This is a genomic window from Bacillus sp. FSL L8-0199 (genome assembly GCF_038005705.1).
GTDB classification, from domain to species: Bacteria; Bacillota; Bacilli; order Bacillales; family Bacillaceae_G; genus Bacillus_A; species Bacillus_A cereus.
The window spans coordinates 4,020,948-4,046,693 of record NZ_JBBOTS010000001.1 but is presented as its reverse complement, the minus strand read 5'-3'; the positions used below and the strand labels follow the sequence as shown (position 1 = coordinate 4,046,693).

The following is a 25,746-nucleotide window of genomic DNA, read 5'->3' as shown; positions in this document are numbered from 1 at the left end:
TTACTTGAATAAAGATTTAACAAAATCAATGATACTTGAGAAGAAATCTTTCACTTTATCTAGAAAACTTTGCCCTTCTTCAGATCCTAAAAAGGCAGAAACATGTTCTTTTGCTTTGTTTAATTGACTACCAACTTGATTCCAATCGATATTAAGATTCTTCATTTTATCAAATAACGATACTAAGTTATCTAACTGTTCATCTGTTAATGTAATGCCGAGTTGATCAGCAATTTTTTTAATTAATGAACGTAAATCTTCTGTTGTTTTTGGCTGTTCTTTTGCAATTTCTTCTTTAATTTTTGCAACAAGTTGAACTGCTTTTTCTTCACCAATTTTATCACCAAGCTGGGCTGTTTGTACCATTTCTTCATTCGCTACTTTTTTAACTTCTTCAGGAATTTGTTTATTGGACGCAGTTTCGTATGCTTTCATTAATCCAGTTAAAGCTGCAGTTCCTGAAACTTTAAAAGGTGCAGTAATTTGAATTTCTGCATCTTTTACACCTGCTGTAATCAAAGCGTTAGTGTACATTGCATCTGTTACCCAGTTAATGTTCTTTGATCGTACAATAAGACCAGATCCTGGTTTTGTGTATGTAATCATAGAAGAAGAAATTGCTCTCGTACCAATTTGTGCTTTTGGAACAATGCCTTCTAGAAATTTATGTTCTTCCGCATTAGATACAGTGATAATTGTAGCATCTTTTGGTGCTTTCATTTCTTTTAACAGATCTTGTTTTTGTTGTTCGGATAAGTTCTCTCCTAATGTAACAATTGATTCTCCCTCGATGATGTCTGCAAATGAAGCTGTTGGCATCATAAATACCGTTACAGCTAATAGCAGAGCTAATAATTTCGTTTTCACGAAAAATCGCTCCCTTTCTCTTTCTAAAATTTTCGGGCAACAAAGTTATTATAGTATATATTTCTTATTTGTCACCTAGCTTTTTCCACATTTCAAAAAAGAAGTATCTAGATTGTCGGATTCTTTTTGTTTCTAGTCATGAATGTGGTAATATAGTGCTGAGATAATTGAAAGGAGACATATACGTATGAAAACTTTAGGATACATATTAATGGAAAACGGTGAAAAAATCGACTTGGAATTTTTCCCAGAAGAAGCACCGAAAACAGTAGAAAACTTTAAAAAATTAGCAGAGCAAGGATTTTATGACGGTGTGACATTCCACCGTGTTATTCCTGGCTTCGTAAGCCAAGGTGGAGACCCAACAGGTACAGGTGCAGGTGGCCCAGGTTACTCTATTCCATGTGAAACTGATGGAAACCCTCATAGACACCTTGTAGGATCACTTTCTATGGCTCACGCTGGCCGTAACACAGGCGGTAGCCAATTCTTTATCGTTCATGAGCCACAGCCGCATTTAGATGGTGTTCATACTGTATTTGGTAAAGCAACAAGCGGTATTGAAACAGTATTAAAAATGCGTCAAGGCGATGTAATGAAAGAAGTTAAAGTTTGGGAAGAATAAGGTAAGGAAAAAGAGAGCTTTTGCTCTCTTTTTTATTTTTAATGAGATTGAGTACTTCTTCTACAGCTCATCATACAAGTAGTATTGTTGCTAAAATATATTGCTTGTGAGAACAAACCTTTAACCAATTACATAGAATACATTACATTATATGTTTCAATAAATATTTTTTGTTATATTAATTTTGCTAGAATTGTGCTGCTTTAGGGTAACTATGAATGAAGTGCTGTTGAATGATATGTTTCTTTCCATTCCATATAAAATTTTCTTTTTTTAACTCTATTTATTAAAGGAATAGTGCTGAAACATAGATTTGACTTTCTTCTTTTCGCTTTGTATGATTATCAAGTTGTTTTAGACTCTTCTCACTCTGTTGAAAATATTGTAAAATGAATGTGATATGAAAAGAGTGATTGAGGGGATTACTAGTTTGTAACTTTTGTAAGAAGGGATAAGGGTTATGTTAATTCGTTTTAAAAAAAGTTATGAAAAAATTGCAATGGGGCTTCTTTCGTTTATGCCAACTGAAAAAGATGTGAAAACATTACAATTGACAATGAAAGAATATGAAGCAAAAGATGATTGGCAATTGTATTTGTGGAAAGAAAATGAAGATTTTGTTGGAATAATGGGGATTGTAAAAAAAGAGAATCAAGTATTAGAAATTCAGCATTTGAGTGTGAACCCGTCTCACCGTCATGTGGGGATTGGGACGAAGATGGTTCAAGAGTTAAAGAGTAAATTTCTTGAGTTTACAATTTGCGGAAATGAGCAAACGGCAAGTTTTTGCGAAAAATGTAAAGGGCTAGAACAAAATATACATTCGTGAAAGCAGAGATAAGTAGTTTATTATCTCTGCTTTCTTTTTTGTAATTGTTCGTTTCGTTCAGTAATGACCTCTGTGCGATCACGCAAAGTGTGCTTGTTTATAATATATTCACCTGGGATAGCATTCAAGTCTTTCCAAGAGAGGTTTTGTTTTTGACATAACTCTATGCACTGCTTCTCTAACGATGGATCTGATAAGGGTAAAAATAAAGGTACAAAACGTTCTTTTTTATGGATAGATTGCAATCTGTCATTGAGCAAGGAAAGAAGTTGTACTTGATTAATTCCTAAACGTTGTAAAGGCACACCGCTTTTTTCTAAAATTGTGATTGCGCTTTTCATCATTTTTGTGGAACCATTCCAATTAGCACGTCTTTGGTGGTATAAAGAAACTGCAATTTGAATGAGACCAACTAAGTAATGATCACGATTACCTCTTGGTTTTGTTTTCCAATACTCTTCTAGTATTTCGTGGCATTCAAAATAGTCATAATCTCCATGGAAATGAATTAAAAATTGTATGTATTCGGTAGGATACATGTTTTCTCGCTCCTATCTAACGGTTATACATATAAGTGTATCATAGAAATATGAACAATAAACGACTAGGAGGTTTCCCCCTAGCCGTTATTGTTCATATTAGCAGAAGCAAGCTGCTCCTACAATAATTAGCAAAATAAACAGTACAACAAGTAATGCGAACCCACCGCTAAAACCACAATCAACGTGACCCATAGTTTTTTGACCTCCTACATTGTTCTTACTACACTGTTATCATATGAAGTGGTGGGCATGATGACATAGGCATCGGTCTATTTTTAATTAAATTTCTTAAAAAGGTTGGATAGAACATGAGTATGCTCTATACTTATGTTGTTATAGAAAAAATGTGGTGGGATGCTTTGTGCAATATAATTTTAAAGTAGAGGCTTTTGAAGGGCCGTTAGATCTATTGTTACATTTAATACATCGTTATGAAATTGATATATATAATATTCCTGTAGCAGATATTACAGAGCAATATTTATCTTATGTGCATACGATGAAAGAACTTCAATTAGATGTTGCAAGTGAGTATTTAGTAATGGCTGCAACGTTATTACAAATTAAAAGTAAGATGTTGTTGCCGAAACATGAAGAAGATGTACTTGATAACGGTGATGATTTTATAGATGATCCTCGTCAAGAATTGATGGAGAGGTTAATTGAATATAAGAAATATAAGCAAGTTGCTACTGAGTTAAAAGAAAGAGAACAAGAAAGAGCACAGCTATATACACGTCCACCAATTGACTTTACATCGTTGCAACAAGAAGAGGAGACAAGCTTACCTCTTGATGTTACGTTATATGATATGCTAGCAGCATTTCAAAAATTAATGCGCCGTAAAAAGGCAAAAAAACCTGTAACAACACGTATTACTCGTCAAGAAATACCAATTGAACAGCGAATGACTGATATTTTAAAGCAGTTAAAAATAAAGGGTGGTCGCCAAAGTTTTTATGATTTGTTTGTTGATGATGAACGTGAAATAATGGTTGTAACATTTTTAGCAGTTCTGGAACTTATGAAAAATCAACAAATCATAATTGAGCAAGAACATAATTTTGATGAAATTTTCGTATCAAGCTCTAATAAATCTGCATAGAGCAAGTATGTGAAAATGGGATAGAAACATTTTATCTCATGCTATGTTTTTATGTATCGTTTGGAACAAGAGAAAAAATATTGAACCGAACGCATTAATTGTGATTCGGTTTTTTTGATGTGTATTTTTATGAGAAAATAGAAGGAAGGAGCTCGTGAAATGGATAGGAAAGAACAAAAGTCAATTATTGAAGGCCTTTTATTTGTTTCTGGTGATGAAGGGATTTATCCAGAACAAATAGCGAAAGTTCTTGAAATTGAAATGAATGAAGTAATAAATATTTTAGAAGAAATGCAACAAGAATGTGAAGGTGCAAACCGTGGTTTGCAAATTGTACAGTATGCAAAAGTATATCGTTTTGCTACAAAGAAAGAACATGCTTCATATTATCAAAAATTAATAGATACACCAACAGCTGCTTCACTCTCACAAGCTGCCCTCGAAACTTTAGCGATTGTTGCATATCGCCAACCAATCACAAGGACTGAAATGGAAGAGATTAGAGGAGTTAAAACTGATAAGGCGTTACAAACGTTGGTTTCACATTTACTTATAAAAGAAATGGGAAGAGCAGAAGGACCAGGGCGTCCTATTTTATACGGAACAACAAAAGAATTTTTGGACACATTTGGATTGAAAACATTAGATGATTTACCACTGCTTTCTGAAGAGAATGAACAAATGAATGAAGCAGATTTATTCTTCGGTTCCTTACAAGAGATATCGAAATAAAAGCTTAGCATTTTGCTAAGCTTTTTTTGTATATCAATTATTTACAGTGCCATACTAAATGAAAAAAGGAGACGAGTTATGAGAGGTATGCGGATTATTTTATTATTAGTTTCTGTTTTATTATGTTTTTCTTTAAATAGCGCATCAGCTAAAAGGTATATGATGTCCATTCATACTACGTCTCCTTTACATATGCATCGGCAACATCTTAGTAAAATGAAAGTGAGCTTTTTAAAAGTGGGGCAAGGTGACGCAACACTTATTATAATGCCAAATGGACAAACAATGTTAATTGATGGAGGACCTTATGAAGCAGGAGAGGTTATTATTCAGAAATTAATTGAGAAAGGGATTAATCATTTAGATGTAATTGTCAGTACGCATCCCGATATGGATCACATAGGGGGGTTAATTCCAATTGTAGAGCAAATGCCGGTATCGCTTATATTAGATAGCGGAAAAACATATAGTTCTCTTACTTATCATACGTATCGGAATAATATTAAAAAAAGAGGGATACCTTTCGTTTCAGTAAAGGAAGGACAATATATACCGCTGGATCCACATGTTTCTATACAAGTATTAAACAACGGGAAATCAAAAGATGAAAATAATGAATCATCAATTGTTTTAAAGGTGCGATATGGAAAAGCGGATTTTTTATTAATGGGTGACGCGGATGTACGGACAGAACATGAAATATTAAAACAATTTGATGTCCATGCAGATGTGTTAAAAGTGGGGCATCACGGCTCATATACTTCAACAAGTGAAACGTTTATAAAAAAAGTGGAACCGCAGTTTGCTATTTTGTCGTACGGGAGTAGTAATCCGTATGGACATCCTCACCAAAGTGTAGTGAAACGCTTAAAAAGGCACGGTATAATGGTATATAGAACGAATAAACGTACAGTAGAAATGGAAACAGATGGTGAACATATTATGTTAGAGTCTAGCGGGTTAATGCCATTATTGAAGTGATTTCTAGATTAGGGGGCGATACTGTCCCTTTTTGGAAAAATGAATAATATATATTATAATTATAAGAGACGTAAGAAATTTCCTTTTCTGTTGAATAAAAAGGAAATTTCATTAGAATGTATAGACAACTACTCGTGCGTATATTAAGATGGAACTAGGCGAATAAGGTAATAATAACAAGTAGGTAATTCATGGGAAAGGATCGATGAAAATGAAAACGCAAATTGTCATCAATGCCAAAATTTACACAGGTCAAGAAATAGTGGAAAACGGATTTATTCGTTACGCAGAAACCATTAAAGAAATTGGTTTGATGGCTCAATATGTACCACAAGAAAATGAAACTGTTTTTGATGCTACAGGGAAGATTGTAATTCCAGGTATGATCGATGTTCATATTCATGGTGGATACGATATTGATGCGATGGATGCAAATAGCGATGGGTTAGTAACTCTAGGTAAAGAAATGTTAAAAGAAGGGGTTACAACTTACTTCCCAACAACAATGACACAAGCTCCAGAGGCAATTGAAGCAGCGTTAACTGCTGCAAAAGAAGCAAAAGAAAAAGGAGCGCATTTCGAATATATTCACTTAGAAGGACCTTATGTTTCAAAGAAACGTGCAGGTGCACAACCACTTGAACATATCGTTCCTGCAAATATTGAGCAATTTAAACAATGGCAAGAAGCAAGTGGGAATTTAATTAAATTAGTAACATATGCACCAGAAGAAGAGGGAGCGTTAGAGTTTGAACAATATCTTGCTGAAACTGGTGTAGTTGGCACAATGGGGCATACAGATGCAATTGATGCGCAACTAAAAAATAGAAAGATTACACATGCGACACATTTATACAATCAAATGCGTGGATTACATCACCGTGAACCAGGAGTTGTTGGTCATGTGTTATTAAATCCAGATGTAATGGTTGAAGTAATTACAGATGGCATTCATATTCACCCTGATATGGTGAAATTAGCATATAAGTTAAAAGGACCAAAAAAAGTAAGTGTTATCACTGACGCAATGCGTGCAAAGGGTCTTGAAGATGGATTATATGAGCTTGGCGGACAGCCAGTACATGTAAAAGATGGTAGTGCTCGATTAGAAGATGGAACGTTAGCTGGTAGTATTTTAAAAATGGATCAAGCTTTCCGAAATGTAATTGAATTTACAGGTTGTTCAATCGAAGATGCAGTACTGATGACATCAGTTAACCAAGCAGAAGAGTTTGGATTAAATAATAAAGGTGCATTAGCGGTAGGAAAAGATGCAGACTTTGTTGTGATGAATGAAGATTTACATGTATATGATACGGTTCGTTTAGGAATTCATATGAAGGAAGGGAAGTAATTAAATGAATATTCTTGTTGTAAAAACTCCAGAAGAACTAGCAGAAGCAGGTTATAAATTAATTGAAGAAGTTGTAAAAACAAAAGAAAATCCAACGTTAGGAATGGCTACAGGAAGCTCTCCATTAGGTATTTATGCAGAAATGCGAAAAAATAAACTTGATACAAGCCGTGTAACCACTGTAAACTTAGATGAGTACGTAAATTTACCACATGAAGATAAAAACAGCTATCATTATTTCATGCAAGAACAGTTGTTTGATCATCTTCCATTTAAACAAACTTATGTACCAAACGGGATGGCAAGTGATTTAGAGGAAGAGTGCAAACGTTACGAGAGCATTCTAGCTGCTAACCCAGTTGACCTACAGATTCTTGGAATCGGTGAAAACGGTCACATCGGATTTAATGAGCCAGGAACACCGTTTAATTCTCCAACAAACATTGTTGAATTAACAGAATCTACACGCCAAGCAAACCTTCGCTTCTTCGAAAAAGAAGAAGATGTGCCAACTCATGCGATTACAATGGGAATTGGAAGCATTATGAAAGCGAAACAAGTTCTACTAGTTGCTATGGGTTCTAAAAAGGCAGAAGCTGTTAAAGAATTATTGCAAGGTGAATATAGTGAAGAGTGTCCGGCTACAGTTTTACAACGTCATCCGAATGTAACCGTAATCGCTGATCAAGAAGCTCTATCTTTATGCAGTGAGGCGATTGCTGATGAACATCGACAAGTATTCACCATTTCCGATCTATTATCAGATTCAAGAGTGGGTGAAACAGCTAATTGAGGACGGCGAATGGAAGCCGGGAGATAAAATCCCATCTGAGAATGAACTTTGTGATAAGTTCGAAGTGAGTCGAATGACAATCAGACAGGCGATTAATAATTTAGTGGAACAAGGCTATTTATATCGGAAGCGTGGAATTGGAACATTTGTCCAACTTCCGAAAGTGGAACAAAAATTGCAAGGAATGACGGGATTCACAGAAGACATGATTTCTCGTGGGATGAACCCAAGTAGTCAATTACTTAGTTTCCGCCTAGTTCCAGCTACTGCGAAAATAGCAGACCGGTTGAGAATACAGGAGGGGGAATCGGTTTATGAAGTGAGGCGTATTCGCTTAGCTGATGATGAACCGATTGCTTTTGAGACGACATATTTGTCGCCAGCTCTTGTAAAAGATATTAACGAAGAGATATTGCAACAATCTTTATATGAACATTTAGAGAAAAAACTGGGCTTTAAACTTGTTAGCGCTACTCAGTCAATTGAAGCTTCCGTTGCGACGGAAAATGAAGCTGAACATCTGCATATTCCTAAAAAGGCGCCTGTACTTGTAATGCGTCAATGGTCATATTCAGAAGGTGAGGTACCGCTAGAGTACGTGAAATGTATTTATCGTGGAGATCGTTATAAATTTATTACGAATATCGCACGTAACAAATAGTATATTTCAGTTTGTGAAGTACAGTGGAATTGAAAATGGTTAACATGTAAAGAAATAAAAATACGACTCATCCTTATAAGGAATGAGTCGTATTTTTATTATGAGCAATTACGTGGTTAACAGCATCTTTGACGTGATTTACTACATAGTGAGCGTGATTTTTTACTGCATCATCTGCTTGTGACATAGCAAAACTGTGAGGAGTTAAAGAAAACATAGGAATATCATTGTAAGAATCCCCTATACAAGCAATTTCCTCAGGTTTTATTTGAAACTCATTTAATAAAACAGAAATGGCAGAGCCTTTACTAACATTCGGTGGCATTACATCTAAACATTGTTCTGCTGAGATGAAAGTACTAACTTTCCCGTGGAATTTTTCATCAATTTTTTTCTGAAGGAGTTGTAAGTTCTCCTTTGTTCCACCGACAGAAATTTTATTTGGGAAAATTGTATCATCAATCTTCTGTAGTAAGTTTGGTTCTTCAACAGAAGTCATAGTTACTTGTTGTTCAAGTTCTTGAATAAAAGGTGTTTTCTCTTCAATGTAATAATTATGCTCATCACTTACATAACGGAAATAAGGATCTTCATTCGTCATAGCTAACAAATCGGGAAGTATGCTGGAATCAAAAGTTGCAGATAATAGTTGTTTATTTTCATGTGTATATACAAAAACACCATTTACACTAATGCGATGAAAATTTGTATTTACAGCTTTCATTAAGTCTGCAATTTCATTATCAAGTCTTCCGGAAGCGAAGCAAAGAATAACATTTTGTTCGGCAAGGCTGCGTAGTGCCGCAACATCTTGTTCATCAATAAGACCTCCGTGTTGCATCATTGTACCATCGATATCACTTACAAACATTTTAATCATGCTGTTATCTCCTTTCTATGTACAGTTGCTCTTACATTATACGCATCATATATAAACATGTCTAAAAAATGAATTTTTATTAAATGGCAGATGTTTTACATTGACGACAAAGAAGAATATTCTGTAACATGAAAGTAGGCTATTTAAGTACGAGGGTGGTGTTATATGAATAATTATCTAGAAATTAAAAAAGTTTTAAATAATAATGTCATCATTGCTAGCCATCCTGAACACGAGGAAGTAGTAGTGATTGGAAAAGGAATTGGATTTGGGAAAAAAGCGAAAGATGTATTGGAGCAAGAACAAATCGAAAAAATGTTTGTCTTAAAAAATGAACGTGATCGTGAACAATATAAATTATTAGTGCCGCATATTAGTGAAAAATTAATTGAATTGATGAACGATATTATGCTGTACATTCAAGAAAAAGCGAAATCTCCACTAAATGAACATATTCATATTGCGTTAACGGATCATATTTCATTTGCGATTAAAAGGTTAAAACAAGGACTTACAATTGATAACCCTTTTTTAGTTGAAACAAAAATGCTCTATCCAGAGGAATATGCAATTGCGGAAGGTGTTGTACAACTTTTAAATTCTCGTTTGCAAATTACATTGCCAGAAGGAGAAATTGGTTTTATTGCACTTCACATTTACAGTTCGCTTACAAATTCTGATTTATCTTCAGTTAATCAAAACTCCCGTCTCATTGCACAACTTGTATCTTTAATTGAGACAAACTTACAAATTACATTAGACCAAGAGAGCATTCATTATTTACGCCTTATTCGTCATCTTCAATATGCTATTGAGAGGGTGAAAAAAGGAGAAAAAGTAGAAGAATCGCAAAGTTTTGCTGATTTATTAAAGGCGGAGTATCCAGTTTGCTATAACTTGGCTTGGAAGCTAGTTAAGGTCATGCAAAAAGAGTTGCAACTACCTGTATATGAAGCTGAAAGTATTTATTTAACGATGCACTTGCAACGCTTAGTGAAGGCAGAGCATGTGTAAAAAGTCATATATTTTTGTCTAAAATGAAAACGTTAAAAAAAATGATTGAATCGCTTACAATAGTTATGTATAATAACTATTGCAAAGTTATACAAATTTCGACAAACACATTAAGGTGAGTAACGAAAACGTTTGCCTTAATTATAGTGAACTTATACGTAAACCTATTTTTGACACGTGTTACTGATTCGATCAGGCATGAGTGGAGAAAAGTAAGGAATGTAAGCTAGAGAAAGGGATATACTACCCTTTGTATAGCTATCGTTCTATCTTTTTTTCCTCATGTCTTTTTGGCGTTTGTCGGAAGGTATCAATATAGATAAGAGAGGAAGGGTTTCCATGTTTAAGAAGATCTTTGGTGTTCTTCAAAAAGTCGGAAAAGCGTTAATGCTTCCAGTAGCGATTTTACCGGCGGCAGGTATTTTACTTGGATTTGGTAATGCATTTCAAAATCCACAGTTAACAAATGTTATTCCTGCTTTAAAAGCAGATTGGTTCGTAATGGTTGCAAAAATTATGGAACAATCTGGTGATATTATTTTCGCTAACCTTGCATTATTATTCGCAGTTGGGGTAGCAATTGGTTTAGCTGGTGGAGACGGAGTAGCTGGTTTAGCAGCATTCGTCGGCTACTTAATTATGAACAAAACGATGAGTGTGTTCTTAGAAGTAGATAAGCTAGTGAAAGTAACAAGTTCTGGAGCAGACCCAGTAAAAATTGGATTTGCAGATCCAGCGTATGCAAACGTATTAGGTATTCCAACGCTACAAACAGGAGTATTTGGTGGTATTATCGTCGGTATAGTAGCGGCATATTGCTATAATAAATACTTCAACATTGAATTACCATCATACTTAGGTTTCTTTGCAGGTAAGCGCTTCGTACCGATCGCAACTGCAACATTCTCTTTAATAGTAGGTATTATCATGTGCTTCATTTGGCCATACATTCAAGGTGGCTTAAACACGTTCTCACATCAAATGATTGATGCAAATAGAACAATCGCAGCATTTATATTCGGTTTAATTGAACGTTCATTAATTCCATTTGGATTACATCACATTTTCTATTCACCGTTCTGGTTCGAATTCGGTCAGTATACAAATGCAGCTGGCGAATTAATCCGTGGTGACCAAAAAATCTTTATGGCACAGTTAAAAGACGGTGTAGAATTAACAGCAGGTACATTTACAACTGGTAAGTATCCGTTCATGATGTTTGGTCTTCCAGCAGCAGCTTTAGCAATGTACCATGAAGCACGTCCAGAAAATAAAAAATTAGCAGCAGGTATTTTAGGTTCTGCAGCATTAACATCTTTCTTAACAGGTATTACAGAGCCACTTGAATTTTCATTCTTATTCGTAGCGCCAGTATTATTCGGAATTCACGCTGTATTTGCTGGTCTATCATTTATGACAATGCAAATTTTAGGTGTTAAAATTGGTATGACATTCTCTGGTGGTTTAATTGACTTCCTATTATTCGGTGTATTACCAGGCCGTACAGCATGGTGGTGGGTAATTATTGTTGGTCTTGTACTAGCAGTTATTTACTACTTCGGATTCCGCTTTGCAATTCGCAAATGGAATCTAAAAACACCTGGTCGTGAAGTGGCAAATGCAAATGACGGCGCAGGAAAAGCAGAAGCAGGCGAACTTCCTCGTGAAGTATTAGTAGCACTTGGTGGTAAAGAAAACATTGCTTCTTTAGATGCTTGTATTACTCGTTTACGTGTTCAAGTTAACGAACAAAAGAATGTAAACAAAGACCGCTTAAAAGAACTTGGAGCAGCTGGTGTACTTGAAGTTGGAAATAACATTCAAGCTATTTTCGGGCCGAAATCTGACACATTAAAATCACAAATTCATGATATTATGTCAGGTCGTACACCTCATGTTGAAAAAGAAGAACCTGTAAAAGTGGAAGAAACTCCTCAAAAAGTTGATGAAAATGAAACAATTGTATCACCAATCGAAGGAAAAATCTTACCAATTACAGAAGTACCTGACCAAGTATTCTCAGGAAAAATGATGGGAGACGGATTTGCAATTGAACCAACTGAAGGAACAGTAGTCTCTCCAGTGAACGGTGAGATTGTCAATGTATTCCCTACAAAACATGCGATTGGCATTCAATCTGAAGGCGGAAAAGAAATTTTAATCCACTTCGGTATTGATACTGTAAAATTAAATGGTGAAGGTTTTGAAGCGCTTGTAGCACAAGGCGACAAGGTGAAACAAGGCCAACCATTATTAAAAGTAGATCTTGCATTTGTAAAAGAAAATGCACCATCTATCATTACACCAATTGTCTTTACAAACTTACAACAAGGGCAACAAGTCGAATTGAAAAAAGATGGAAATGTTAAGAAGGGCGAAACCGCTATTATTGACATTCAGTAGGAATTTGACGCAAAATGTTTATAATTATAATAGGCGATGTGGTTGACCGAACATCGCCTATTATATACAATAGATGGTGTAGTACTCACGTCTATACAACTAAAAAATACTGTAATTTAAAGGAGATAAATTATCATGGAAAAAATCTTTAAAGTAACTAGCGACTCAGGAATTCATGCTCGTCCAGCAACTCTACTTGTAAACACTGCAAGCAAATTCGGTTCTGACATTAACTTAGAGTATAACGGAAAGAACGTTAACTTAAAATCAATCATGGGCGTTATGTCTTTAGGCATTCAACAAAACGCAGAAATTAAAATCACTGCAAATGGTGATGATGCAGCTCAAGCACTAGCAGCTATCGAAGAAACTATGAAAAACGAAGGATTAGGAGAATAATGACTCTTAACATTCAAGGGATCGCTGCATCAAGTGGGATTGCTATTGCAAAGGCTTTCAGACTTGAAAATCCTGAATTTAACATCGAAAAGAAATCAATTACAAACGAAGCTGCAGAAATTGCACGCTTAGACGCTGCGCTTGAGAAAGCAAAAACTGAATTAGAAGCTATTAAGGACCACGCATTTGCTGAACTAGGTGCTGACAAAGCTGCGATCTTTGAAGCACATTTATTAGTGTTAAATGATCCAGAACTAGTAAACCCAGTAAAAGATAAAGTAAATAGCGAAAAAGTAAATGCTGAATTTGCAATGGATGAAGTTGCATCAATGTTTATTTCTATGTTTGAAAACATGGATAACGAATATATGAAAGAACGTGCTGCGGACATTCGTGACGTAACAAAACGCGTTCTTGCACATTTACTAGGAATTAACTTCTCAAATCCTGGTACAATTTCTGAAGAGGTAATCATCATTGCTGAAGATTTAACACCATCTGATACAGCTCAGTTAAACCGTAAGTATGCAAAGGGTTTCACTACTGATATTGGTGGACGTACATCTCACTCTGCAATTATGGCTCGTTCTATGGAAATTCCAGCTGTTGTTGGTACGAAAGTTGTTATGGAGAAAATCCAAAACGGCGATATCGTTATCATTGACGGTTTAGATGGAGAAGTAATTGTAAATCCATCAGAAGAAACTCTTCGTTCGTTTGAAGAAAAGAAAGCGAAATTTGAAGAGCAAAAAGCTGAATGGGCTAAATTAAAAGACCAAGCTACTGTAACAAGTGACGGACATCACGTTGAGCTTGTTGCAAATATCGGAACACCAAATGATGTACAAGGTATTATCGATAATGGCGGAGAAGGCGTTGGCTTATACCGTACAGAATTCTTATACATGGGCCGTGACAATCTTCCAACAGAAGAAGAGCAGTTCGAAGCGTATAAAGCAGTTCTTGAAGGTGTAAAAGAAGGTCAACCAGTCGTTGTTCGTACACTTGACATCGGTGGAGATAAAGAGCTTCCATACTTACATTTACCAAAAGAAATGAACCCATTCTTAGGATACCGTGCAATTCGCTTATGTCTTGATGAGCAAGATGTGTTCCGTACACAACTTCGTGCATTACTTCGTGCTAGCGTATACGGTAACTTAAAAATTATGTTCCCAATGATTGCAACTCTTGATGAGTTCCGTCAAGCGAAAGCGATTTTATTAGAAGAGAAAGCGAAACTTGTAGAAGCGGGTACAACTGTTTCTGATTCTATTGAAGTTGGTATGATGGTTGAAATCCCAGCTTCAGCAGTATTAGCAGATCAATTCGCGAAAGAAGTTGACTTCTTCTCTATCGGAACAAATGATTTAATCCAATACACAATGGCTGCAGACCGTATGAACGAACAAGTATCTTACTTATACCAACCATATAACCCATCTATTTTACGTCTTGTAAAAATGGTTATCGATGCTGCTCATAAAGAAGGCAAATGGGCTGGTATGTGTGGTGAGATGGCGGGCGATTCACTTGCTATCCCATTATTATTAGGATTAGGTTTAGATGAGTTCAGTATGAGTGCAACATCTATTCTTCCTGCAAGAACACAGCTAAGCAAGTTGTCAAAAGCAGAAATGGAAACATTAGCAGAAAAAGCATTAATGATGTCAACTGCTGAAGAAGTTGTTGAACTAGTTAAAAGCATATAATCAATAAAAAAACCTGAGCCGATTTGAAATCGGTCTCAGGTTTTTTCTATGAGAAAAGTAAATCTTATTTGCTTACTATCGAGGATAAGAGACAGAATTAGATAGCGATTGCAACGATATCAGTTGGGCATACACGTAAAATACCAGTAAAAGTATTTCGATTTTGATTGTGTTTATCGTCTTTATTGTTATCTTTGTCATCTTTGTTATTACGAGCTAAAGCAGAGAAAAGAGCAACACCGTTAGCGAAACCTTCAAAAATTACATTGTTGAAAGTGCCATTACCTCTAATGCTTAAAAGAGAAAGCTCTGTTCCAACTGAAATGCTAGCAAGTACGTTACATACAGCTGGTTGTTGTGGTCTAACTACTTCTCTCTCTTTCTCATGATGTCTGCACTCTCTTTCATGATGATGACAGTCTCTAAAGTTATCACAGCATCCAAATGATCCAAACATAATCCTCATCACCCCCTTCACACTTATAATCTATGTAAGTTCGGTAGTTAGTGACTGGACAGAGAGTGGAATTTTTTCTAGGGGATTTTCTCATTTTAAATGACTAGCTGGGTGTTTAGTATGGAATGATGTTTAAAATAGGGGGAATATAACAAAAAAATGTAAAAACCACCGAAATAAATGAAATGGGTAGCCTTTACACTTTTTTACTTTTATATAAAACGATGATATATACAGGAAGAGCTAGGAGTAGTGGCACAATGGATCGTGCAGTATGTTTTTCTGATTCTAATTGGAATGCTTCTTCTTTTGGAAATTGTAAAATGGAGATGTTTGCGGCATCACCAATAAAATATAGAAGCAGTACAGTTACTATGTAACATAAAAGTGCGATAAAGCTTCCGTATGAACTCAATGAAAATCCCTCTCTTGTTATCTATTTGTTATCATTGTATCACAATTGTAACAAAAATACACGGGTATATTTCAACGCCTTAACAAAATTCGACACGAAACGTCACGTTTATTTATGAGGAGGGAATAGAATATACTTTTCCATAAGTATAAATGTCGAATGATTTGTAGTAATATTACAAAAGTATGACAGGAAATAAAAAACGAAGGCAACGTAGTTACCTTCGTTTTTTATTATTTTGCCCACTCACTCACTTGCTCTACGCTCATGCGAGGTGCAGGGTGGCCTTTTAAAGTTGATTCACCAATTGTAATAAGCATAATTGGAACGTAACGAGATGAAACGTTAAATTCGTCTGTCAGTGCTTGTGGATTGAAGCCACCAATAGCACAAGTATCCCAACCAGTTGCTTTAGCTGCAAGCATAAGTTGCATTGCTGCTAAAGATGCATTTGAAAAGGCAGCATCTCTTGGGAATTGTTCACGAGCATATGCAGATTCAATATTTTTAGCTAAGCGTTCTTTTGCTTCTTCTTTCATAAATCCTTGTTCTACAATTGGACCATATACCGGCTCAACATTTTTATAAGCTTCTAAATCGCCTAAAATAGCGACTACTGCAGAAGCATCAAGAATTTGTTGTTGGTTATAAGCTATTGGGTGTAATCGTTTTTGTACATCTTCACCTTGAAAAACAAGGAATTTCCAGTGTTGTAAGTTCCAAGCGGAAGGTGCTTGTGCTGCGGCTTTTAAAATCTCATGTAATTCTGTAGATGAGATTTCTTTATTTGGGTTGAATGCACGTGTAGATGTGCGTTCATATAGAACATCAAAAAAGTTGTCGTTTGTCATTGTATATCCTCCAAATTGTATATCGAATTATTTTCAAAAAAATAATATACACTACTTACATTTTGTAAGTTATCGAATTTAAGAATATAATATCTTTATTTTAATTGTCAAGTTTTAAAAATTAGCTAGGGCATTCATACAAACGATACAATTCCTACAATCATACACTAAAAAAGGAATTTATAGAGTGAAAAGCGAAGATAACATTCTCAATTAGCTTGTTAATATGTGTCTCTCACAAATTAAAGTTTATTGGAGACCAGTCTTTTAAAAAAATTTGTGAGGAATTCAGTAGAACAAGATATATGAAGTGAGTGAAGACTAGTGATGAACATACTACATTTTTTATTAGAGAATACGGTTTTCCAAAATGTGTTACAAGATCTGCAGTTAAATGTCCTTTATATAGAAAATGGATGTAAGCATCAACAAACGGTAGAAAATATCCATCCAAAATGTATGTTTATAGCAAATAGTTTTGAAGAGGGCGAACTATTATTTCAAAGAACGAAACCACACATTATCATTACGTATGTAACAGATTATTCTCAAATAAAATATATAAAGAATATGTATACTCCGCACAGTACATTCATTGTCATTTGGGATCAACAAATAACAAAAGAATTCACAGATGTACTTGCATTAGGAATACGTAATATTGTAATAGCTCCTGTAACTCCGCAAGCAGTGTTAGAGGAAGTGAATAAGAGTTTGTATCAACTTTCTTTAGTAAGGCAAGTTAGTTTGCAGCAGGAATTGCTTCAAACGATGTTTGATTTTCAAAATGATCTATTATTTATAGTAGAAGATGATGAAATAGTTGATTGTAATACAAATTTTTTAGCTTTTTTCGGATATGAAAATTTGTTTGCCTATCGTGAGCAACATTTAGTATTTGCTGAACATTTTATTAGAGAAAATGGATACTACTCGACGACGCATGATATAACATGGCTAGACGATACTTTATCTAGTGGTAGAAGAATTAAGATGTTAAATTATGAAGGGGCAGTATCTACTTTTCTATTACGTGCGACACCATTGCCAGAAGATTTATCAAGATTTATTGTAAAGTGCACGGAAATTACAGAATTAGATGAAACCTATCAAGAACAAGAAAGACTTGCTATGATAGATTCATTGACAGAGATTTATAATCGTTTAAAGTTTCAACAAATACTAGAGGTAGAATGGGAAAAGGTAATACGTAGTGATGAGAAAATAGCAATCATTTTATTTGATATAGATAATTTTAAAACAGTTAATGACACATATGGTCATGATTTTGGCGATTTAGCATTAATACAACTTGCAGAGCTTATGAAATCTAAAGTGGAGCAGCAACATGTATTTGCAAGATGGGGAGGAGAAGAATTCATTATATTAGTGACAAATACAGTAGAAAAGGAAGCATTTCAAGTTGCGGAGTCATTACGATTCTTCATTGAAACAAAGCAATTTACTGGAATTTCGAAGTTAACAGCTAGCTTTGGAGTTGCGTTATATGAACAAGGAACTACAAGAGAAGAATTAATGCAACGAGCGGACATTGCATTATATGAAGCGAAAAAAAATGGAAAGAATCAAGTATGTGTGTATAGAAAAGAAAAAATGTAATTTTTCGCAACAAATTGTTGCGATTTTTTTTTATTGTTTGATAATAGAATAGGGGGGACAATTTTTAGCGAAGGAATTATGGAGGATCAATATGATAAAAAAAGTAATGGTGGTGGCTTCACTGTCTGCTATAGTTGGCGGCGGAGTATACTATTTTCTTGTTAGCCCCAATATAAAGGAAAACACTGTATTAACAACTAAAGTGAATCCTACTATTGAATCGGAAGTACAAGGGAATATAGAAGAAAAAGAAGAGCAACAAATTGCTTATGCTAGTATATCTCAAAAATTAGATCAATATTTAGTCGGAAAGCAATTTAATGGAACAGTTTTGGTAACAGATAAAGAGCATGTTATATTGAATAAAGGATATGGGTATGCTGATGTTCAAAATAAAATAGAAAATACGCCTCAAACAAAATATCGTATCGGTTCTATTACGAAAACAGTTGTTGCCACATCTATTTTACAGTTGCAAGAACAAGGTAAATTGAATATTCAAGATAATGTAAATAAATATATTCCTTCATTTCCGGAGAATAAAAATATTACGCTATATCATTTATTAACGCATACCTCTGGTTTACCTGAACATGCGAAAGGAAATGTGAATGCGGCTTCCCGCTTACAATTAATTAATTGGATTGGACGTCAAAATTTAGAATTTCCTGCAGGAACAGGTTGGAGATATACAGATTATAATTATATGGTGCTTGCTTATATAATAGAACATATATCGAAAAAACCTTTAGGAGATTACATAAAAGAAAACATATTTGTAAAAGCAGATATGCATGAATCCGGTATGGGAAATATGGTACCTGGAGAAAAAAATTTTACAAAGGGTTATGTGAAAAAAGATAAAGAGCTTGTACCAGCGCAGAAGTTAGGCATGGATTGGCTATATGGTTGTGGTGAGATGTATACGACAGTTGGAGATATGAAGAAGTTAGACGAAGCAATTATAAATGGAAAACTTCTTTCTGAACAAAGTATACAAGCAATGTTTTCGCCTTCAGCAGAACGGAAATATGCATTTAGTTTTTATATATATCCAGATTATTTTCATAATCATGGTGTATTATCTGGTTGGAACACTTTTAATAATTTTAATAAAGAAAAAAGAATTTTTGTTATGTTATTTTCAAATGTGAAAAATAGTATGGATGATGACTTTAATAAAGAGTTCCGAAAGATGGTAAATGATTTATTAGAACAAAGGGGATGAGAAAATGGAACATAAAACTGTATCAATAGGTTTCATTGGTATTGGCGTAATGGGAAAAAGTATGGTTTATCACTTAATGCAAGATGGTCATAAAGTATATGTATATAATAGAACGAAAGCAAAAACAGATTCTTTAGTGCAAGCTGGTGCACATTGGTGTGATACGCCAAAAGAGTTAGTGAAGCAAGTTGATATTGTAATGACAATGGTTGGATATCCACATGATGTAGAAGAAGTGTATTTTGGTATAGAAGGAATTATAGAACATGCAAAAGAAGGTACGATAGCAATTGACTTTACGACATCTACACCTACTTTAGCAAAACGTATTAATGAAGTTGCAAAAAGCAAAAAAATATATACGTTAGATGCACCTGTCTCAGGAGGAGATGTTGGCGCGAAAGAAGCAAAACTCGCAATTATGGTAGGTGGAGAGAAAGAAATATATGATAGATGCTTACCTTTACTTGAAAAGTTAGGAACAAACATTCAATTACAAGGACCAGCTGGGAGTGGACAACATACAAAAATGTGTAATCAAATTGCCATTGCTTCCAATATGATTGGAGTATGTGAAGCTGTTGCTTACGCGAAGAAGGCTGGACTGAATCCAGATAAAGTGTTAGAGAGTATTTCAACAGGGGCAGCAGGTAGCTGGTCTTTAAGTAATTTAGCTCCTCGAATGTTAAAAGGAGACTTTGAGCCAGGATTTTATGTAAAGCATTTTATGAAAGATATGAAAATTGCTTTAGAGGAAGCAGAAAAATTACAATTACCAGTCCCAGGCTTAAGTTTGGCGAAAGAATTGTATGAAGAGTTAATTAAGGATGGCGAAGAAAATAGTGGAACACAAGTATTATATAAAAAATATATAAGGGGGTAAACGAGGTGGACCTTCAAAAGTTTGATGAGATGATTGATACTGTACAGCGAGCTACTTGTATGCAAATTAATGAAAGACAAAAAGAAGCTTTTAAACAAAAATATGATTTTGAACCAGAATTTGAATATGGAAGAGATGAGAAGGGGCATTATGTAATTCGAACCTCAAAAAAGATGTTAGAAGAAATGGAGTTTTATTTAGCATTGAAATATGATCGTGATGGAGTGGATCTTTATATGCAAGCTGAGATTGACGGCATATTTCATGTATCTGTTAGCTATGGTGAAGATGCCCTACATTTACAAGAATTGTTTCAATTTCTAGAAGAAAATAAATAAAAGTCCTCAAATGAGGACTTTTATTTATTTAGTCATCTTTAATTTTTATAATTATAAGTTAGAAGCCCGGCGGCATCGTTCAACCGGGAACGGGATAATTTGTGCGATGTGATTAGGGCCAAATTGTTTTGTACGAGCATGGCGTATTATATAAAAAGCACACAGAATTGAAACAGGAATAGCGCCGAATAAACCAAACAATAAAGCGCTTACACAAGATGCGACAAATCCTAAAACACCAATTTCTAACTCTTCCATAATAGCTCCTAAAATAACAGGAAATGCTCCACATGTAACTCCAAGTATAAGTGCGATAAGTAAGCTCATGATTATCCCCCTCTGTTTGCGATATTATTTTCCTTCTTAATTAATTGTAGTATATCACATATAAAACAGAATTTTCAGAAAAAATTCAATAAATGTTCAAAAAATGTTCGGAAAATGCACTTGAAAAATCAAGGTGTTAAATTTGTGATGAAATAGTACTTTCAAGTAAATAAAAAATCAGGCTTATTTCAAAATGAAATAAGCCTGTTCCATAGGAGGATGTATATATGTAGAGTGAATAAAAGTTTGGAAAAGGGGGTCCAAGTCCTTTTATTCAACTAACTACCTTAATAGATTGGAACCCAGCCTTCAGTTGTCACAAAAATACGAATAGCTACAACTTGGCGATCATCTTGCAAGGTAAAATAATGTCTTGCATTTTCAGGAACAGATATTAAATCGCCTGGCTCAAGTTCAACATCAAAGAATTTCCCATCTTTACCTTCAATAGCGAAAATGCCATGACCACTGACGATAAAGCGAACTTCGTCATCTGTATGATGGTGTTCCTTTTGGAAATTAATTAATAATTCGTCAAGGTTAGGGGTGCTATTTGAAAGTGAAATTACATCATGTGCTTTATAACCACGGCGTGCTGAAACATCAGCGATTTCTTTTGAAAACACAGCTAATATTTCAGCTTTGTTTTCATCTGTTAACGAATAATTTTCATTTAAATGAGTAGGAAGTTTAGAAATATTCCATTTCTCATATAAAACGCCTTCCTCTTGTAGAAATTTAGATACTTCCACTTCATTTTCAATACGAGTATTTACTTCATGAATACGAATTTGCGCCATTAGAAACGCCTCCTTGAATTGATAATAGTTTTATATGAAATTGGAATAAAAACTCATAAGCTTCTAATCTCTTCTTTGCATCAAAGCTATCTCGGCCCCATACGGTAATACCGTGGTTACGGATTAATACTGCACCCGAATCTCCTTGTATATGCTTTCGGAAGTTTTCTCCAAGTGTTGGGATATGGGCATGGTTTTCGATAATAGGAATGTGAATGGTTGCATCTTCTTCCCAAATATCGAGAGCTTTAATAATTTCTTGATTTTGAAGGATGACTGCATCACTATATAAATTTGTGATGACATTATTATCGGTTGTATGAACATGAAGTACGCAACCGGCATTCGTATTGTTATAAATGTGTGTATGCAATATTGTTTCTGCTGAAGGGCGTAATTCAGTCTCTAAAACGGGAACTCCTACATGATCTACTAATAGAAAATCATCTGGAGTGGTTTTTGTTTTATCTTTACCGCTTGCTGTAATAAGAAAAGTAAGTGGTTCATGACTAACCTTTATAGAAATATTACCACTTGTTGCTGGGAACCAATTTCGTGTTGTTAACTCTTTTTTTATCTCGCTTAAGTCATACCATTGACGAAAAAGTTGTTTCATGCCTTCACCTCCAACAAAAGTTTTAATTCAGCTTGCACATCTTGAAATGTTTCAAACGGTGTATAAGCAATATGATTTTCTTCACACTTTGTAATAAGAAAATCGCGAGCGAATACTTTATCAGCTTGTTTCGCGGCTTGTAAATCAGTAATAGAATCTCCAATTACAATATGAAAGTCATTTGTATCACTTAATTTACGGATTAATGATGATTTACATAATCCGCAATGATTTTGACAATGATCATCACAAGAATGAGGCCATTTAACTGTAATAAACTCTGCTGAAAAGTCTGTTTCATTACAATAAATTTGCTCTTTTGGAATGATTCCTTGTAAGAGTGGATAGACGAAGAAATCCATTCCACCTGATATCACGTAAAAAGAAATGTTATTTTCCTTTACGAATTGTATAAACTCATGAAAACCACTACGGATTTCAGCAGTTTCTATTAAAAATTGAATAATATCATCGTGCAGATTAGTAGGTATGAATTGAAATAATTGAGAAACACCTTCTTGAATAGATAGCTCTTGTGATAAAATTCTATTCTTTACTTCTTCAGCTTCTGGTGGTGCGAATTTTTCCATAATGGACATAATGTTATCATTATTTGTAATCGTGCCATCGAAATCACAAAATACTTGAATACTCATAATTTCACCTCATGAGAGGGATTTCCCCATATTTGTAGTGCACTATGCAAATTTATGTCATCTACTTCATGGAGAGGTATATTTTGCAAAGTAGCATCAATCGCAGTACGGAAGGCTTTACCGCCGCCTTGCGCTCCATTCGGATGTCCGTGTATCCCGCCGCCAGCATTAATAACAACATCTTTACCGAAATCTCGTACAATAAAGGGAACGAAACCAGGGTGAATACCAGCAGACGGAACAGAGAAACTCTTCTTGAAAAATGCATCGTCTTCAGTTAAATATTTTGAGATAGCAAGAGCTTCTTCTTTTTCTAGTGCAACACTTCCGTATGGAGATGGGAATAATGAAAAGTCAGCCCCAGCATAACGTAGTAGCTTTCCTAGTAATAATGGAGAGGAAACTCCATATAACTTGGATGATGAGTAAGCACCACTTACAGCAGGGTGTGCCATAATGGGAACTGGGATTTCATCATCTTCTGCAAGTGATTGTAGTACATCTAGTCCATAAGCAAATACGTTAAATAATAGAATATCAGCCCCAGCTTGCACTGCACGTTTCGCATTTTCTTTTAAATCAAAAGTTCGTCCTGTTAAATTTACGGCATATAACGTTTTATGTCCGTACGTTTCATATACGGATTGTAAAACTTCTTTTCCAGATGCAATGCGTTTCGTAAGAGGTGTTAATGTATTTTCAAACAATATTTCATCATCTTTTACGATATCCACGCCACCAATTGCTTGATCGCGTAATTGCGTTTTTAAATACCCAATATTTCGTCCAATCATCCCTTTAAAAATACTCATTAAAAGAGGGCGCTCATACACTTGTAAAAGGTTTCGAATACCATCTATGCCGAACTTTGGCCCAGGGAAATGTTTTTTTAACTTGTCTGAAAAAGTTAAGTCAATTAATTTCACTTCGCCATCAAGTGATAGCTTTCCGAATGTAGTTGTTAAAATAGCTGGTAAGTCTGGACTGAAATTTAATAATGGATATTCGATTTTAATCATCCCGCGTGTTACTTTTTTACGTAAATACGAATTGATATGTTCATGTTCAGCTAATTCCTCAACATGAATGACGTTGCCTTTATGTTGTTTTAATTGTTCTTGCAATAAATGTGGCAAATGTGTCCAAGAGCCAATCGTTAAACCGAGTGCAATTTGCTCAGCTTTTTTTTCTAAGTTATGTGAATCATCATGGATTAAATACGTCGCTATAATTCCGCTCATTGTTATAACCTCCTAGTTAAATAAAAAAACCTCTCAGCTAAGGAGAGGTTTTTTTACAACCAGCTCCTTATCTGTCAGCATCATGCTGCGAGAATTAGCACCGTGTCTACAATTGTAGATCGGTTGCCGGGTTTCGTCGGGCTCGTCCCTCCACCTGCTCTTGATAAGAAGTATTTAGAAATGTTTAAATTTTTAAGATAACTGAATTTTGTCAGATATTTTTCATGTTGTCAATTACTTTTTGAAAAAATTTAATTTATCGATTCGATTAATGGCTTCTCGTAATCTATCTTCTGTATGCAAGAGACCAACACGGACATACCCTTCCCCATGCTCACCAAATCCAACACCAGGAGCAACTGCGACATGTGCTTTTTCTAGTAAAATATCAGAAAATTGCTCAGAGGTATATCCTTTTGGAACGGGAAGCCATGCAAAGAATGATCCTGTTGGAATGTCTACATTCCAACCAATTGAGTGACAGGCTGAAATAAGAGCGTTTCTTCGAGATTCGTAACTATTTACAAGGTCTATTACGCAAGACTGTGAACTTAATAGCGCTTCTCGAGCAGCATCTTGAACTGCACCGAATATACTAACATACATATGATCTTGTAATAGGTTAATTGTTTCAATCACACTTTCATTCCCTACAGCAAAAGCGATGCGCCAGCCAGCCATATTGAAAGTTTTTGATAATGTGTAAATTTCAATTCCTATATCTTTCGCACCATCTGCTTGCAAGAAACTAACAGGTTTTTGACCATCAAATCCGATAGCGCCATAAGCAAAATCGTGAACAACTAATATATTATGTTTATTAGCAAAGTGAATGGTTTCATCAAAAAAATCTTTTGATGCAGTAGCACCGGTAGGATTATTTGGATAGTTTAAAAACATTAATTTTGCACGCTCTGCAATAGAGTCATCAATGTTCGTATAATCTGGTAAAAAGTTATTTTCTGCAATAAGCGGCATTGTTTCAAAGTGTGCTTTTGCTAAAGCAACCCCGGATAAATAATCTGGATAACCTGGATCCGGAACGAGAATCGTATCACCAGGATTTGTAAAACAAATCGGTAATTCTACTAGTCCAGCCTTCCCGCCAAACAAAATAGCAACTTCAGTTTTTGGGTTTAATTCGACGCCGTATTCACGTTTATAGAATGTAGCCACGGCTTCCTTTAAGCTTTCATGTCCGCGAAATGGCGGATATTTATGATGAATGGTCTTTTCGGCAGCATCTTGTAAAGCTTTTACGATATGCTGCGGTGTTGGTTGATCTGGATTACCTTGACCTAGATTAATAACATCGTGACCAGCTGCAACGACTTTGTTAACTTTTGCAACAAGTGAAGCGAAAAATTGTGTTGGCAATGATGTTACTATCTCAGAAGGTTGAAATAATTTCATACTT

Annotated in this window: 29 protein-coding genes and 1 riboswitch; of the genes, 16 read left to right on the top strand and 13 right to left on the bottom strand. The window is 35.0% G+C overall.

The window, feature by feature from the left end; genetic code table 11:
• Positions 1 to 867, bottom strand: a complete 867-nt coding sequence (locus NST86_RS20645; protein WP_000850515.1) for a DUF1002 domain-containing protein — start codon at positions 865 to 867, stop codon at positions 1 to 3.
• Between the two features lie 187 nt (positions 868 to 1,054).
• On the opposite strand from NST86_RS20645, the gene NST86_RS20640 reads away from it, so the two are divergent.
• Together NST86_RS20640 and ribT are read left to right on the top strand one after the other, a co-directional pair.
• The gene (locus NST86_RS20640) at positions 1,055 to 1,492 is read left to right on the top strand and encodes a peptidylprolyl isomerase (protein WP_000853782.1); all 438 of its coding nucleotides are present in this window, start codon (positions 1,055 to 1,057) and stop codon (positions 1,490 to 1,492) included.
• A 460-nt stretch (positions 1,493 to 1,952) separates the two neighbouring features.
• Positions 1,953 to 2,321 (top strand): GNAT family N-acetyltransferase RibT, encoded by a 369-nt coding sequence (gene ribT / locus NST86_RS20635; RefSeq protein WP_000908401.1) that lies wholly within the window; start codon positions 1,953 to 1,955, stop codon positions 2,319 to 2,321.
• 20 nt (positions 2,322 to 2,341) lie between these two features.
• On the opposite strand, the gene NST86_RS20630 is transcribed toward ribT, so the two are convergent.
• Positions 2,342 to 2,860 carry a DUF309 domain-containing protein gene (locus NST86_RS20630; protein WP_000283589.1) on the bottom strand — a complete coding sequence of 173 codons (519 nt, stop codon included), beginning with the start codon at positions 2,858 to 2,860 and terminating at the stop codon, positions 2,342 to 2,344.
• Positions 2,861 to 2,959: 99 nt separating this feature from the next.
• On the bottom strand, positions 2,960 to 3,055 hold the full coding sequence (locus NST86_RS20625) for a YjcZ family sporulation protein (protein ID WP_000510194.1): 96 nt from the start codon (positions 3,053 to 3,055) through the stop codon (positions 2,960 to 2,962).
• A gap of 169 nt (positions 3,056 to 3,224) precedes the next feature.
• Between NST86_RS20625 and scpA the strand changes: the two genes are divergently transcribed.
• From scpA to phnF, 6 genes are all read left to right on the top strand, one after another.
• Positions 3,225 to 3,968 (top strand): segregation/condensation protein A, encoded by a 744-nt coding sequence (gene scpA / locus NST86_RS20620; protein WP_001199753.1) that lies wholly within the window; start codon positions 3,225 to 3,227, stop codon positions 3,966 to 3,968.
• 159 nt (positions 3,969 to 4,127) lie between these two features.
• Positions 4,128 to 4,700 carry a segregation/condensation protein ScpB gene (scpB, locus tag NST86_RS20615; RefSeq protein ID WP_000375170.1) on the top strand — a complete coding sequence of 191 codons (573 nt, stop codon included), beginning with the start codon at positions 4,128 to 4,130 and terminating at the stop codon, positions 4,698 to 4,700.
• Positions 4,701 to 4,778: 78 nt separating this feature from the next.
• Positions 4,779 to 5,681, top strand: coding sequence for a ComEC/Rec2 family competence protein (locus NST86_RS20610; protein WP_001214829.1), 903 nt, complete (start codon positions 4,779 to 4,781; stop codon positions 5,679 to 5,681).
• Positions 5,682 to 5,892: 211 nt separating this feature from the next.
• Complete coding sequence (gene nagA / locus NST86_RS20605) at positions 5,893 to 7,035, top strand: N-acetylglucosamine-6-phosphate deacetylase (RefSeq protein WP_001987227.1); 1,143 nt, start codon at positions 5,893 to 5,895, stop codon at positions 7,033 to 7,035.
• Positions 7,036 to 7,039: 4 nt separating this feature from the next.
• Positions 7,040 to 7,828, top strand: coding sequence for a glucosamine-6-phosphate deaminase (gene nagB / locus NST86_RS20600; protein ID WP_001024210.1), 789 nt, complete (start codon positions 7,040 to 7,042; stop codon positions 7,826 to 7,828).
• Positions 7,758 to 8,489: a phosphonate metabolism transcriptional regulator PhnF gene (phnF, locus tag NST86_RS20595; RefSeq protein ID WP_021727649.1), complete on the top strand. Its 732-nt coding sequence runs from the start codon at positions 7,758 to 7,760 to the stop codon at positions 8,487 to 8,489. Before nagB ends, phnF begins: the two co-directional genes overlap by 71 nt.
• Positions 8,490 to 8,562: 73 nt before the next feature.
• Here the strand turns inward: phnF and NST86_RS20590 are convergent, their stop codons facing one another.
• Positions 8,563 to 9,369, bottom strand: coding sequence for a Cof-type HAD-IIB family hydrolase (locus NST86_RS20590; RefSeq protein ID WP_000594241.1), 807 nt, complete (start codon positions 9,367 to 9,369; stop codon positions 8,563 to 8,565).
• A 165-nt stretch (positions 9,370 to 9,534) separates the two neighbouring features.
• Between NST86_RS20590 and glcT the strand changes: the two genes are divergently transcribed.
• The 4 genes from glcT to ptsP all read left to right on the top strand — a co-directional run bounded on the left by glcT (position 9,535) and on the right by ptsP (position 14,897).
• Positions 9,535 to 10,383: a glucose PTS transporter transcription antiterminator GlcT gene (gene glcT, locus NST86_RS20585; RefSeq protein WP_001067317.1), complete on the top strand. Its 849-nt coding sequence runs from the start codon at positions 9,535 to 9,537 to the stop codon at positions 10,381 to 10,383.
• Positions 10,384 to 10,722: 339 nt separating this feature from the next.
• Entirely contained in the window at positions 10,723 to 12,786 is a 2,064-nt protein-coding gene (gene ptsG, locus NST86_RS20580) for a PTS glucose transporter subunit IIABC (RefSeq protein WP_000473174.1), read from the top strand.
• Positions 12,787 to 12,921: 135 nt separating this feature from the next.
• Positions 12,922 to 13,185: a phosphocarrier protein HPr gene (gene ptsH / locus NST86_RS20575; protein ID WP_000411080.1), complete on the top strand. Its 264-nt coding sequence runs from the start codon at positions 12,922 to 12,924 to the stop codon at positions 13,183 to 13,185.
• Positions 13,185 to 14,897 carry a phosphoenolpyruvate--protein phosphotransferase gene (gene ptsP / locus NST86_RS20570; protein WP_000174207.1) on the top strand — a complete coding sequence of 571 codons (1,713 nt, stop codon included), beginning with the start codon at positions 13,185 to 13,187 and terminating at the stop codon, positions 14,895 to 14,897. The genes ptsH and ptsP overlap by 1 nt, the downstream gene beginning before the upstream one ends.
• A gap of 97 nt (positions 14,898 to 14,994) precedes the next feature.
• Here the strand turns inward: ptsP and NST86_RS20565 are convergent, their stop codons facing one another.
• From NST86_RS20565 to NST86_RS20555, 3 genes are all read right to left on the bottom strand, one after another.
• On the bottom strand, positions 14,995 to 15,354 hold the full coding sequence (locus tag NST86_RS20565; RefSeq protein WP_340934247.1) for a DUF3915 domain-containing protein: 360 nt from the start codon (positions 15,352 to 15,354) through the stop codon (positions 14,995 to 14,997).
• A 196-nt stretch (positions 15,355 to 15,550) separates the two neighbouring features.
• Positions 15,551 to 15,769 (bottom strand): hypothetical protein, encoded by a 219-nt coding sequence (locus tag NST86_RS20560; protein WP_000100485.1) that lies wholly within the window; start codon positions 15,767 to 15,769, stop codon positions 15,551 to 15,553.
• 233 nt (positions 15,770 to 16,002) lie between these two features.
• A complete protein-coding gene (locus NST86_RS20555; protein WP_000180372.1) occupies positions 16,003 to 16,620 on the bottom strand; it encodes a nitroreductase family protein in 618 nt (205 codons plus the stop codon).
• A 327-nt stretch (positions 16,621 to 16,947) separates the two neighbouring features.
• On the opposite strand from NST86_RS20555, the gene NST86_RS20550 reads away from it, so the two are divergent.
• The 4 genes from NST86_RS20550 to NST86_RS20535 all read left to right on the top strand — a co-directional run bounded on the left by NST86_RS20550 (position 16,948) and on the right by NST86_RS20535 (position 20,689).
• Positions 16,948 to 18,240, top strand: a complete 1,293-nt coding sequence (locus NST86_RS20550; RefSeq protein ID WP_001023191.1) for a GGDEF domain-containing protein — start codon at positions 16,948 to 16,950, stop codon at positions 18,238 to 18,240.
• Positions 18,241 to 18,331: 91 nt separating this feature from the next.
• Positions 18,332 to 19,468 (top strand): serine hydrolase, encoded by a 1,137-nt coding sequence (locus NST86_RS20545; protein ID WP_227593081.1) that lies wholly within the window; start codon positions 18,332 to 18,334, stop codon positions 19,466 to 19,468.
• Positions 19,469 to 19,472: 4 nt separating this feature from the next.
• Entirely contained in the window at positions 19,473 to 20,351 is an 879-nt protein-coding gene (locus NST86_RS20540; protein WP_000400471.1) for an NAD(P)-dependent oxidoreductase, read from the top strand.
• A 5-nt stretch (positions 20,352 to 20,356) separates the two neighbouring features.
• Complete coding sequence (locus tag NST86_RS20535; protein WP_000365622.1) at positions 20,357 to 20,689, top strand: DUF3909 family protein; 333 nt, start codon at positions 20,357 to 20,359, stop codon at positions 20,687 to 20,689.
• 51 nt (positions 20,690 to 20,740) lie between these two features.
• Here NST86_RS20535 and NST86_RS20530 read toward each other — a convergent pair whose 3' ends face one another.
• The 6 genes from NST86_RS20530 to NST86_RS20505 form a co-directional block, all read right to left on the bottom strand.
• On the bottom strand, positions 20,741 to 21,016 hold the full coding sequence (locus NST86_RS20530) for a hypothetical protein (RefSeq protein WP_000054659.1): 276 nt from the start codon (positions 21,014 to 21,016) through the stop codon (positions 20,741 to 20,743).
• Positions 21,017 to 21,303: 287 nt separating this feature from the next.
• The gene (locus NST86_RS20525; protein ID WP_000057317.1) at positions 21,304 to 21,816 is read right to left on the bottom strand and encodes a 1,2-dihydroxy-3-keto-5-methylthiopentene dioxygenase; all 513 of its coding nucleotides are present in this window, start codon (positions 21,814 to 21,816) and stop codon (positions 21,304 to 21,306) included.
• Positions 21,794 to 22,432 carry a methylthioribulose 1-phosphate dehydratase gene (locus tag NST86_RS20520; RefSeq protein ID WP_000811338.1) on the bottom strand — a complete coding sequence of 213 codons (639 nt, stop codon included), beginning with the start codon at positions 22,430 to 22,432 and terminating at the stop codon, positions 21,794 to 21,796. The genes NST86_RS20525 and NST86_RS20520 overlap by 23 nt, the downstream gene beginning before the upstream one ends.
• The gene (locus NST86_RS20515; RefSeq protein WP_086424063.1) at positions 22,429 to 23,088 is read right to left on the bottom strand and encodes a 2-hydroxy-3-keto-5-methylthiopentenyl-1-phosphate phosphatase; all 660 of its coding nucleotides are present in this window, start codon (positions 23,086 to 23,088) and stop codon (positions 22,429 to 22,431) included. Before NST86_RS20515 ends, NST86_RS20520 begins: the two co-directional genes overlap by 4 nt.
• Complete coding sequence (gene mtnW / locus NST86_RS20510; protein ID WP_000014178.1) at positions 23,085 to 24,329, bottom strand: 2,3-diketo-5-methylthiopentyl-1-phosphate enolase; 1,245 nt, start codon at positions 24,327 to 24,329, stop codon at positions 23,085 to 23,087. The genes NST86_RS20515 and mtnW overlap by 4 nt, the downstream gene beginning before the upstream one ends.
• Before the next feature lie 64 nt (positions 24,330 to 24,393).
• Positions 24,394 to 24,499, bottom strand: a riboswitch (SAM riboswitch).
• Between the two features lie 64 nt (positions 24,500 to 24,563).
• Positions 24,564 to 25,742 carry a pyridoxal phosphate-dependent aminotransferase gene (locus NST86_RS20505; RefSeq protein ID WP_086424062.1) on the bottom strand — a complete coding sequence of 393 codons (1,179 nt, stop codon included), beginning with the start codon at positions 25,740 to 25,742 and terminating at the stop codon, positions 24,564 to 24,566.
• Positions 25,743 to 25,746: the final 4 nt, after the last annotated feature.

Coding starts and splice junctions, on each gene's coding strand:
- NST86_RS20640 (WP_000853782.1), top strand. CDS start 1,055: ATGAAAACTTTAGGATACATATTAATGGAAAACGGTGAAAAAATCGAC.
- ribT (WP_000908401.1), top strand. CDS start 1,953: ATGTTAATTCGTTTTAAAAAAAGTTATGAAAAAATTGCAATGGGGCTT.
- NST86_RS20630 (WP_000283589.1), bottom strand. CDS start 2,860: ATGTATCCTACCGAATACATACAATTTTTAATTCATTTCCATGGAGAT.
- NST86_RS20625 (WP_000510194.1), bottom strand. CDS start 3,055: ATGGGTCACGTTGATTGTGGTTTTAGCGGTGGGTTCGCATTACTTGTT.
- scpB (WP_000375170.1), top strand. CDS start 4,128: ATGGATAGGAAAGAACAAAAGTCAATTATTGAAGGCCTTTTATTTGTT.
- NST86_RS20610 (WP_001214829.1), top strand. CDS start 4,779: ATGAGAGGTATGCGGATTATTTTATTATTAGTTTCTGTTTTATTATGT.
- nagA (WP_001987227.1), top strand. CDS start 5,893: ATGAAAACGCAAATTGTCATCAATGCCAAAATTTACACAGGTCAAGAA.
- nagB (WP_001024210.1), top strand. CDS start 7,040: ATGAATATTCTTGTTGTAAAAACTCCAGAAGAACTAGCAGAAGCAGGT.
- phnF (WP_021727649.1), top strand. CDS start 7,758: ATGAACATCGACAAGTATTCACCATTTCCGATCTATTATCAGATTCAA.
- NST86_RS20590 (WP_000594241.1), bottom strand. CDS start 9,369: ATGATTAAAATGTTTGTAAGTGATATCGATGGTACAATGATGCAACAC.
- glcT (WP_001067317.1), top strand. CDS start 9,535: ATGAATAATTATCTAGAAATTAAAAAAGTTTTAAATAATAATGTCATC.
- ptsG (WP_000473174.1), top strand. CDS start 10,723: ATGTTTAAGAAGATCTTTGGTGTTCTTCAAAAAGTCGGAAAAGCGTTA.
- ptsH (WP_000411080.1), top strand. CDS start 12,922: ATGGAAAAAATCTTTAAAGTAACTAGCGACTCAGGAATTCATGCTCGT.
- ptsP (WP_000174207.1), top strand. CDS start 13,185: ATGACTCTTAACATTCAAGGGATCGCTGCATCAAGTGGGATTGCTATT.
- NST86_RS20565 (WP_340934247.1), bottom strand. CDS start 15,354: ATGTTTGGATCATTTGGATGCTGTGATAACTTTAGAGACTGTCATCAT.
- NST86_RS20555 (WP_000180372.1), bottom strand. CDS start 16,620: ATGACAAACGACAACTTTTTTGATGTTCTATATGAACGCACATCTACA.
- NST86_RS20550 (WP_001023191.1), top strand. CDS start 16,948: ATGAACATACTACATTTTTTATTAGAGAATACGGTTTTCCAAAATGTG.
- NST86_RS20545 (WP_227593081.1), top strand. CDS start 18,332: ATGATAAAAAAAGTAATGGTGGTGGCTTCACTGTCTGCTATAGTTGGC.
- NST86_RS20540 (WP_000400471.1), top strand. CDS start 19,473: ATGGAACATAAAACTGTATCAATAGGTTTCATTGGTATTGGCGTAATG.
- NST86_RS20530 (WP_000054659.1), bottom strand. CDS start 21,016: ATGAGCTTACTTATCGCACTTATACTTGGAGTTACATGTGGAGCATTT.
- NST86_RS20525 (WP_000057317.1), bottom strand. CDS start 21,816: ATGGCGCAAATTCGTATTCATGAAGTAAATACTCGTATTGAAAATGAA.
- NST86_RS20520 (WP_000811338.1), bottom strand. CDS start 22,432: ATGAAACAACTTTTTCGTCAATGGTATGACTTAAGCGAGATAAAAAAA.
- NST86_RS20515 (WP_086424063.1), bottom strand. CDS start 23,088: ATGAGTATTCAAGTATTTTGTGATTTCGATGGCACGATTACAAATAAT.
- mtnW (WP_000014178.1), bottom strand. CDS start 24,329: ATGAGCGGAATTATAGCGACGTATTTAATCCATGATGATTCACATAAC.
- NST86_RS20505 (WP_086424062.1), bottom strand. CDS start 25,742: ATGAAATTATTTCAACCTTCTGAGATAGTAACATCATTGCCAACACAA.